Below are 888 nucleotides of genomic sequence, written 5' to 3'. Positions count from 1 at the left end.
TCCGTCGCTGCTTCGCAGCGCCCCCTCTCCCCCCTCCGGAGGGAGAGGAAGGGTGCCGGCTGGAATCGCCTCGCGCCTTTCCTCTCCCCCGTCGATCGGGGGAGAGGTGTCGAGCGAAGCTCGACGGAGTGGGGGTCGACCTGCACGGCCGTTGCTATTTCAAGCCTGCGGTGAATTGTCAGCGGCAGCGCATTCGAGGACCGGCTTCCCCCACTCCGTCGCTGCTTCGCAGCGCCACCTCTCCCCCCTCCGGAGGGAGAGGAAAGGAACATGTCCGAACCGGATAGATAGGTAACAGAATGGACCGATTGCATAGGTGACAGTTTTCTCCCTCGCCGGAGGACCCGGCGATGGTTTGGCGAGAGACTGGCATCATGGACGAGCGGCTTCGTTTTGTAGTGGATTGCCTTTCTGGCGAAGAGACGATGAGCGAGCTTTGTGCGGCCTACGGCATTTCGCGCAAGATCGGCTATAAATGGCTGGGTCGCTATCGGGAGTTTGGCCCGGAGGGTTTGCACGATCGGCCGCGAGCGCTGCTCAATCATGGCCGTGCGACAGCCCTTGATCTTGTCGAGCGGATCGTGGCGGCGAAGGAGACGTATCCGCTGTGGGGGCCCAAGAAGATCGTGGCGCGGCTCAAGCGCGCGGCTCCCGAACTGATCTGGCCGTCGGCCTCGACGGCAGGCGCTATCCTTGCGCGGCATGGGCTTGTCGGCGCCCGCAAGCGGACCCGGCTGCGGGCCTGCGGCAACGGACCTTGGCCGGAGCCGCAAGGGCCGAACGCGGTGTGGACTGGCGATCACAAGGGCTGGTTCCGGACCCGTGACGGGTGGCGTTGCGAACCGTTGACGGTGATGGATGCGTCGAGCCGCTACTTGCTGGCGCTCG

Annotated in this window: 1 protein-coding gene; it reads left to right on the top strand. The window is 64.9% G+C overall.

The genetic code is table 11. The features are described from left to right. Nucleotides 1-350 precede the first annotated feature (350 nt). On the top strand, nt 351-888 hold a 538-nt coding region (locus tag EN807_RS32290), incomplete at its 3' end, for a helix-turn-helix domain-containing protein (RefSeq protein WP_135937907.1).

It is taken from the genome of Mesorhizobium sp. M5C.F.Ca.ET.164.01.1.1, assembly GCF_004792125.1.
Taxonomy (GTDB): domain Bacteria; phylum Pseudomonadota; class Alphaproteobacteria; order Rhizobiales; family Rhizobiaceae; genus Mesorhizobium; species Mesorhizobium wenxiniae.
Note: the sequence above shows the minus strand (reverse complement) of the source record. Positions and strands in the feature narration are given on the sequence as shown.